We start from the raw sequence: 8,653 nt of genomic DNA, 5'->3' as shown, positions 1-8,653 counted from the left end.
GCGACGGCGCAGGCCAGCATCAGGACTGCCGGCCCACGCATCACCGCGCTCCTTCGTTGGCCAGTTCCTCGGGGCTGAAGAAGCTGCGCGGCAGCGGCGCGACGACCTTGTACTGGCTGGGCAGCTCGTTGCTGGCCATGTTCAGGTAGTAGGCGCCGGTCTGCAGGTCGTAGCCGCCCCAGTACATGTTGCCCACGAGCGCCGGGATGTCCGGCGCCAACAGCGTCAGCGTGTAGTTGGTGCGCCAGAGGTCGCCCTTGGCGTCCCAGCCGTCGAACAGGATGATCTGCCAGCTGTCCTCGTCGATGTAGTACTTGCGCTTGGGCACCACGTGGCGCTTGCCCTCGGCGAGCGTCGCCTCGACCTCCCACACACGGTGCAGTTCCCAGCGCACCAGGCTCGGGTTGAGCGTGCCCGGCGTCACCAGGTCCGCCACCTTGGCGGAGGCCGCGCGGTTGTTGTTGTAGGGGATGTAGAGCTCGCGCTTGCCCACCAGCTTGAGCGTGTGCTTGTCGATCGGGCCGAAGAGGTTGAAGGCTTCATCGAACAAACCGATGCCCGAGGTCACCGAGTCCGGCGTGTCGTAGGCCACCGACGGTGCCTTGCGCACGCGGCGCTGCCCCACCAGGTACTGCCACAGACCGCGCGGGTTGCTGGCGTTCAGGTTGTCGTGCGCGAGGATGGCCTCGCCGGTCTTGGAGCCCGGCTCGCTGACCGCGAACTTGCCGAGCTGGTAGTAGCCGTCGAATTTCTCGTGGCTGCCCTCGGGGTCGTAGAACTGCTTGCGGAAACTCTGCGTGCCGCCGGAGGCCATCGCGCGCTTGCCGTCGGCCGTCACGACCCACACGCGCACCGGCGCCTGGATGTAGGTGCCGGTCCAGGCCAGGCGATGGTTCTGGAACACCTCGTAGCCATCCTTGGGAATGGGGAACGGCGTGCCGCCATAGGCGCCCTCGGTGCCGTGGCCGTTGTCGACCAGCTTGGCGCGCGTGGCGTTCTTGAAGGTGTTGTCGTAGACCCATTGCGGCGCGGCGGCGGTGCGGTGGGTCGGGTAGACCTCGATGCGGAAGTCGGGGTACTTCTTCATCAGCGCCTTCACGCCGTCGCTGAGTTTGGCCTCGTACTGGGCCATGTTCTTCGCGCTGATCGCATAAAGCGGCTTCTCGCCCGGGAAGGGATCGGGCCGGGCGTCGCCGGCCTTGAAGCCCGCGGGCGCCTTGGTCATGCCGCCGTCCCAGGCAGGGATGCTGCCGTCCTTGTTGGCGCCGCGCTCGGCGCCCAGCGGGGTCAGCGTGGTCTTGAGCCGGGCGGCCTCCTCGGCCGTGACGGCGGCGAGCGCGGGAGCGGACAACAGCATGGCGACCGCGGCAGCGGAAGCAGCGGTGGCGGCGAAGACGCGCGCCGGGAGAGGGATGCGATTCATGGGAGGTCTTTCGTGTGGCGTCAGAAGGTGCGCGAGACGGCGAGGCTGACGTAGGCGCGGTCGCGCAGCGTCTGGCCGAAGGTGAGCTGGCGCGGCGAGCCGCTGCCGGCGACGAGGGTCTCGGTGAAGGTCCTGGCGGTGCCGAAGAAATCGCTGTAGGTCAGCGCGACGTTCCAGGCGTTCTGGTACTTGCCCTTCAAGCCGATGCTGTAGTCCCCCGCGCTGGAAGCGCCGCCGGCGAAGTTGGCGATGGCCGAGGACCGGCCGCCGAAGTTCCAGCCCAGGCCGAGGGGCACCGAAAGGTCCAGCCCCGGCAGCACCTGGAAGTACTGCGGCTCGAAGAGCACGCGCAAGGCGAAGGCGCCCTTGGTGGTGTTCGGGTCCAGCCCGCCGATGCCCTGGCTCGCGCCGTTGCTGGCGGCGAAGATGTCCTTGGTCACGCTGAGCCGGCGGTTGTAGGCCAGCTCGGCCAGCAGCGCCCCGCCCTGCCACAGCGCGCCCGGCTGCAGCACGTAGATGCCCGAGGCCTGCAGATGGGCGGTGCGGCCCACCGCGAAGCACGGCGCGTCGCTGCCACCGCAGCTCAGCACCGGGCCCAGGCCCAGCACGGCGGGATCGCTGTTCAGCGGCGCGTTCCAGCGCAGCGAGCCCTCGACGGCCCAGTTCAACTGGCCGATCGACGAGGTGACGCTCGCGCCGAGGGTGCGGATGTCGTCGCCATAAGCGAGATGCACATTGCCGTTGACGAAGTCGAACACCGGCACGGCCGGCGTCTTGTCGTGGTACTGCGCGGCGTAGAGGCCGAACTCGTAGTCGCTGCCGGTCGGGCTGATGCGCAGCTGCACGCCGCCCTGCCCCGAGTCGCGCGGCCGCAGGTCGCGGCTCCTGTCGTAGGTCAGCAGGATGGGGCTGCCATCGGGCGCCTGGCCGAAGTTGACGGTGCCGGTGCCGACGTAGTCCTGGTTGGAGAAGTAGCTGCCGACGCCGGGGATCTTGCTCGGCCGCCACTTGAGCTGGTAGTAGGCGCCCAGCGAGAGGCCCTCGGCGATCTGCAGCGAGCCCGACACCTGCTCCACCGGCAGCAGCACTTCCTTGAACTGCCAGCCGGGCACCGACATGATCTTGGCCACGTCCACCGGCCCTTGCGCGTTGGCGATGCCGTTCTGGCCGAAGAACAGGCTCTCGCCCCATTGCAGCGTGTGGCGTCCGACGCGCACGGTGCCCTTCATGCCGGCGATCTCGCCCTTGAAGTAGACGAAGGCATCGAGGAACTCGCCGCTGCGACCATGCTGGCGGCGCGTGTCGGGGAGGAACTCGTTGGCGGCCTGGCCGGGGAAGCCATTGGACGTCGACACGGCGGTGCCCAGGTCGTTGCCGCCGGCGTAGAGCTCGGTGCCGGCGTAGCGGTTCTTGCGCAGGTAGACCGCGTCGCGCCACGCGTTGCCGCTGAGCCGCGCGCCGAAGTTCTGGCTGGTGAGGTCGAGCTCGGCCAGCAGGTCGAAGCGGTTGGAGATCTGGCCGCGCTTGAAGTTGTGGTCGCCGTCGTCCTCGTTGACGGTGCCGGGATCGACGGCCACGTCCAGCCGCGTCAGCGCGGCGGACGGATTCTTGAGCCGCACGGCGGTGCTGTACTTGGGCGTCAGGTCCAGGCGCAGCTTGTAGTCGCTGCTGGGCAGGTCGATGTCGAAGGCGTGGGCGGCCGGCAGGGCAAAAGCTGCCGCCACCGCCAGCGCGAGGCGGGTGGGTCGGGTCATGTTGTCTCCTCGAGGGTGGTGCGGGCTCGGCGGCCCGCTTGAATGAATCAGAGGTAGGTCGAGGCCAGCCCGCCGTCGACCGGCAGGTTGACGCCGCTGATCCAGCGCGACTCGTCGGCGCACAGGAAGGCGATCACGGGCGCGATCTCGTCCGCCAGCGCCGGGCGCTTGATGCGGTGGGCGTCCTTCTGCACGCGCTCCTCGCCGAGCATCTGCACGAAGTCGCCCAGGATGGGCGTCATCACCGGGCCGGGCGCGACGCAGTTCATGCGCACGCCCTGCCCGAGGAACCACTTCTGCGACTGCGTGAGAGTCCAGACGATCAGCGCCTCCTTGAAGTACTGGTAGCAGGTCTCCTGCGCCACCGGCTTCTTCGCGAGGAAGGCCAGGCCGGCCTCGAAGCTGGGCGTCTCCGCCAGCGCCTTGTGGAGGTCCAGCCGCGCGGGCCATTCGGCGCCGAGGATGGAGGCGATGTTGACGATGGCACCGCCGTGATTCCCATGGGGCAGGCGCTCGATGGCGCGCGTGCACAGGTGGCGCAGCCCGAGGTAGTTGACCCGCGCCACCAAGTCCACCGGCGCGGTGCCGGGCACGCCGGCGATGTTGCACAGCGCGTCGAAGCGCTCGGGCAGCTGCTTGAAGGCGGCGTCGATGGCGGCCTGCTCCGACAGGTCGGCCTTGATGAAGCCGTCCAGCGTCAGCGCGGGCTCGTTGCGATCCACGCCGATGACGCGCGCGCCCTTCAGGCGCAGGAAGCGCGCGGTCTCGGCGCCGATGCCGGAGCTCGCGCCGGTGATGACGATGGTCTTGCCGTGAAAGTTCATGCTTGTCTCCTTGTGTGTTGTCGTCTGTCTGCTGCCGCGGGCCCGCGCCGTCTAGCGCGGCGCGCGTCAGAACGGGAACTGCGGCGGCGCGTCCTTGACGGTCAGCCACTGCCAGGTGCTGAACTGTTCCCAGTCGCCGGGGCCGCCGTGCGAGTTGCCGTTGCCCGCGATGCCGGGGCCGCCGAAGGGATTGACCGCGTCGTCGTTGACCGTCTGGTCGTTGATGTGGACCATGCCGGCGCGCAGTTGCCGCCCCAGCGCCAACGCGCGGCCCACCGAGCGCGAGATCACGCCGGCCGCCAGCCCGCCCTGGCTGTCGTTGGCCAGCGCCACGGCCTCCTCGTCCGTCTTGAAGGTCACCAGGTTGACGACGGGGCCGAAGGTCTCGTGGTCGTAGGTCGGCATGCCGGGCCGCACGCCGGCCAGCACGGTGGGCTTGTAGAAGAGCCGATCGAAGCTGCCACCGGCCAGCAGCTGGGCGCCGGCCCGCACGCTGGCCTGCACCGCGGCATGCACGCGGTCGCGCTGGCGCTCGTCGATCAGCGGCCCCAGCGCGACCTGCCCGGTGGCACCGTCGCCCACCGGCAGCTGCCGGGCCTTGGCGACCAGGCGCTCGGTGATGGCGGGGGCGATGGCCTCGTGCACCAGCACGCGATTGCTGGCCATGCAGATCTGGCCCTGGTGCAGCCAGGCGCCCCAGGCGATATTGCTCGCGGCCAGGTCGAGGTCGGCGTCGTCGAGCACGACCAGCGCATTGCTCCCGCCCAGCTCCAGCGAGACCTTCTTCAGGTGGCGGCCCGCCAGTTCGCCGATGCGGCGCCCCACGCCGACCGAGCCGGTGAAGGAGATCATCGCGATGGCCGGATCCTCCACCAGCGCCTCGCCCACGGCCGCGCCGCCCGGCAGCACGTGCAACAGGCCGGCGGGCAGGCCGGCGGCCTCGAAGACGCGGGCGATCAGGAAGCCGCCGCTGACCGGCGTGCGCGGATCGGGCTTGATGACGACGGCGTTGCCCGCGGCCAGTGCCGGGGCCACCACGCGCAGCGTCAGCACCAGCGGGAAGTTGAAGGGCGAGATCACGCCCACCACGCCCAGCGGCACGCGCCGCGCGAGGGACAGCCGGCCCGGCGTGCTGGGCAGCACCTGCCCCTGCGACTGCAGCGGCATGGAGGCCGCGATCTGGCAGAACGCGATGGCCTCGCGCAGCTCGTGCTGGCCCTTGGGCAGGATGGCGCCGCTCTCGCGGGTGACGAAGAGCGCCAGCTCGTCGAAGTGATCCTGGAACAGCTGCGCCGCGCGCAGGAACACCGCGGCGCGCTCGCGCGGCGGTGTGGCCGCCCAGCCCGCCTGCGCCTGCGCGGCGATGCGCGCGGCCGGCGCCACGTCGGCCGCCACGGCAACGCCGGTGCGCGTCAGCACCGCGCCGGTGGCGGGCTCGATCAGGTCGGCGGACTCGGCGGCGGCGCGCCAGCCGCCGCTGTACACGTGCTCTTGCCACAGGGCGGGGTCGAGGAAGGGTCGAGAGGTCATGTCAGGCCACGCTGAAGAGGTTGAAAGGCACGAACCCGGTGTTCGCTCGCCCTCTTCCAGTGCAACGCCCGTGCCGCGCCGTGCCAGGGCGGCGCGCCGCCGCGGTGCATCGATGCGCCGGCCTGGATCGTTTTCAGAGTGAAACCATCGCCCGCCCTGGGACTTTCCCTGCCCTCAATGTGAATGCCACTTTCACGGGTTATCCCGGGTCATCGATATTTATGAAATGAAAACAATTTGAGGACCCGACCCGCGGTCGACCTGCTCAATTGATCAAGCCATGACCAAGCCGCCTCGCATCTCCCTGGCCGAAGTGGCCCGCCAGACCGGCGCGATGCTGCGCCGCGGCGACAGCCGGCACTTCGTCGAGGCACAGCAGCCGACGATGGACGACCTGACCGAGTCACTGTTCTTCTCGCCCGGCGACGGCCGCATCTGGCTCAACGACCAGCGCATGCTGCTGCTGCACAGCTCCGCCGTCGGGCACCTGCGGCGCGAGCTGATCGACACGCTGGGCCTGGAGCGCGCGCGGGGCCTGCTCACGCGAGCCGGCTACGTCTCCGGCGCGCGCGACGCGCAGTTGGTGCGCGAGCGCTGGCCGCAGGCCGACGCGGCTAACGTCTTCATGGCCGGCACGCGGCTGCATGCGCTCGAGGGCGTGGTGAAGGTGACGCCGCTGGCCTTCGACTTCGACATCGACCGCGGCACCTACGAGGGCGAGTTCCTCTGGGAGCACTCCAGCGAGGACGACGAGCACATCAGCGCCTACGGCATCGGCACCGAGGCGGCCTGCTGGTCGCAGGTGGGCTACGCCACCGGCTACGTGACCAGCCTGTTCGGGCAACTCGTGATCTTCCGCGAGGTGGAGTGCCGCGCCATGGGCGCGAGCGTCTGCCGCGTGATCGGCCGCCATGCCGCGGCCTGGGGCGACATCAGCGAGGACCTGCGCTACCTGGAGGCCAAGGACTTCCGCCGCATCAACGCCGCCGCGGAGCCCGCCCCGACGCCGCGTGCCGCGTCGCCCGACACCCGTGGCGAGCGGCCCGCCGAGCGTGATGGAGACCCCGCCGAACGCCACGCAGAAGGCCATGCAGGCCACCAAGCCGAACGCCACGACATCGTCGGCGCCTCCTCCGCCTTCAACTCCGCCTGCCACCAGCTCGCGCGCGTGGCGCCCACCCGCGCCACCGTGCTCTTCACCGGCGAATCGGGCGTGGGCAAGGAGGCCTTCGCGCGCCGGCTGCACCGCGTCAGTCCGCGCGCGGCCGGGCCCTTCATGGCGGTGAACTGCGCGGCCATTCCGGAGACGCTGATCGAGAGCGAGCTCTTCGGCGTCGAGCGCGGCGCGTTCACCGGGGCCAGCCAGTCGCGCCCTGGGCGCTTCGAGCGGGCGCACGGCGGCACGCTGTTCCTGGACGAGATCGGCACGCTGAGCCTGGTCAGCCAGGGCAAGCTGCTGCGCGCGCTGCAGGAGGGCGAGATCGAGCGCGTGGGCGGCACGCGGGTGCTGGAGGTCGATGTCCGCGTGGTCGCCGCGACCAACGTCGACCTGCAGGCCGAGGTCAGCGCCGGGCGCTTCCGCGAGGACCTCTACTACCGCCTCAACGTCTACCCCATCCATTTGCCTCCGCTGCGCGAGCGGCGCGACGACGTCCCGCTGCTGATGGCGCATTTCCTGCGGCGCGAAGCTCAGCGGCACGGCCGCCATCCGACCGGCTTCACGCCCCGCGCCGTGCGGGCCATGCTGCACTACGCCTTCCCCGGCAACATCCGCGAGCTGCAGAACCTGGTCGAGCGCGGCGTCATCTCGGCCGAGGACGGCCAGGCCATCGACGTGGCCCATATGTTCCGGCGCGAGCAGCTCAGCGACGAGGCGCTGCTGGCCATCGGCGCGCACGGCACGCTGCGCAAGGGCGGCGCGCCGGCGCCGCGCTTGCTGGACCTGCTCGGTGAGGCGCTGCACCTCGGCAGCGCCGGCCACGTCGCGCTGGACGCCATCGAGCGCCAGCTGCTGCGCGAGGCCACCGAGGCCGAGCACGGCAACCTCGCCGCCGCCGCCCGCCGCCTGGGTCTCACGCGGGCGCAGCTGGCCTATCGCCTGCAGCGCGCGGCGCAGCCGCCAGCGCCGGCCGGCTGAACTGCGGCCATTTTGGCTGTGGCAATCAATTCATTTCAGTAATCAATCCATCGCTTGATAGCCGCCGGCGACATCGCCGCGGCCGCGCAAGCCTGCGCCGCACTGCCGATCAGGTGCCAGTGAAGCCGCTGATTGCGGTTCCGATGTCCGTGCAAACCCTGAATGTCTCACTCTTCTTTTAGTTAATACTGTTAATCATCAGCAGCCAAGCAGCTGGCCTCGCCAGACGCCCCCATGCCCGACTTCTCCGCCCGATTCGACGATCACTGGCTCCTCGACGGCGCGCGCACGCCGCTGGTGGACTACTGCGGCGCGCTGGCCGAGGTCTCGCCCATCGACCTGGGCATCAAGGCGGCCCGCGCCGCGCTGACGCGCGCCCAGGTGCCCGGCGCCGCCATCGACTCGGTCGTCACCGCCTCGATGGCGCAAGCCTCCTTCGACGCCTACATGCTGCCGCGCCACGTCGGCCTGTACGCCGGCGTACCCATCGCGGTGCCGGCCATCCTGGTGCAGCGCATCTGTGGCAGCGGCTTCGAGATCATTCGCCAGGCCGCCGACCAGATCACGCTGGGCTACGCCAGCCTGGCGCTGGTGGTGGGCGCGGAGTCGATGTCGCGCAATCCGATCTGCGCCTACACGCACCGCGGCGGCTTCCGGCTCGGCGCGCCGGTCGAGTTCAAGGACTTCCTGTGGGAAGCGCTCGACGACCCGGCCGCCAAGGTCTCGATGATCCAGACGGCCGAGAACCTTGCGCGGAAATATGGCATCTCGCGCGCCGAGGTCGATGCCTATGCCGCGTCCTCGTTCGAGCGCGCGCTGCGGGCGCAGGCCGAGGGCTTCCATGCCGGCGAGATCGTGCCGGTGACGAGCGAGCGCTTCGAGCTCGACGGCTATGAGCCGCGCGGCATCAAGCTGCCGCGCAAGGTCGCCGTCGCCGATCGCGACACCCATCCGCGCCCGTCCCCGCTCGAGGCACTCGCCGCGC

General features: G+C 70.2%; 5 protein-coding genes and 1 pseudogene. 2 read left to right on the top strand and 4 right to left on the bottom strand.

The window, feature by feature from the left end; translation table 11 throughout:
* Positions 1-40: 40 nt before the first annotated feature.
* The 4 genes from FUT87_RS15535 to FUT87_RS15520 all read right to left on the bottom strand — a co-directional run bounded on the left by FUT87_RS15535 (position 41) and on the right by FUT87_RS15520 (position 5,531).
* On the bottom strand, positions 41-1,423 hold the full coding sequence (locus FUT87_RS15535) for a DUF1329 domain-containing protein (protein WP_147241592.1): 1,383 nt from the start codon (positions 1,421-1,423) through the stop codon (positions 41-43).
* Between the two features lie 20 nt (positions 1,424-1,443).
* Positions 1,444-3,177: a DUF1302 domain-containing protein gene (locus tag FUT87_RS15530; protein ID WP_147241591.1), complete on the bottom strand. Its 1,734-nt coding sequence runs from the start codon at positions 3,175-3,177 to the stop codon at positions 1,444-1,446.
* A 47-nt stretch (positions 3,178-3,224) separates the two neighbouring features.
* Positions 3,225-4,001, bottom strand: a complete 777-nt coding sequence (locus tag FUT87_RS15525; RefSeq protein ID WP_147241590.1) for a coniferyl-alcohol dehydrogenase — start codon at positions 3,999-4,001, stop codon at positions 3,225-3,227.
* 66 nt (positions 4,002-4,067) lie between these two features.
* Positions 4,068-5,531: a benzaldehyde dehydrogenase gene (locus tag FUT87_RS15520; protein ID WP_147241589.1), complete on the bottom strand. Its 1,464-nt coding sequence runs from the start codon at positions 5,529-5,531 to the stop codon at positions 4,068-4,070.
* A gap of 280 nt (positions 5,532-5,811) precedes the next feature.
* Between FUT87_RS15520 and FUT87_RS15515 the strand changes: the two genes are divergently transcribed.
* Together FUT87_RS15515 and FUT87_RS15510 are read left to right on the top strand one after the other, a co-directional pair.
* A complete protein-coding gene (locus tag FUT87_RS15515; protein ID WP_147241588.1) occupies positions 5,812-7,668 on the top strand; it encodes a sigma-54-dependent Fis family transcriptional regulator in 1,857 nt (618 codons plus the stop codon).
* A gap of 234 nt (positions 7,669-7,902) precedes the next feature.
* A pseudogene (locus FUT87_RS15510) lies at positions 7,903-8,653 on the top strand (acetyl-CoA C-acyltransferase); the annotation flags it as partial.

It is taken from the genome of Mitsuaria sp. TWR114 (assembly GCF_007997345.1).
The sequence above is the reverse complement of the archived record's forward strand: the minus strand, read 5'-3'. Positions and strand labels throughout refer to the sequence as shown.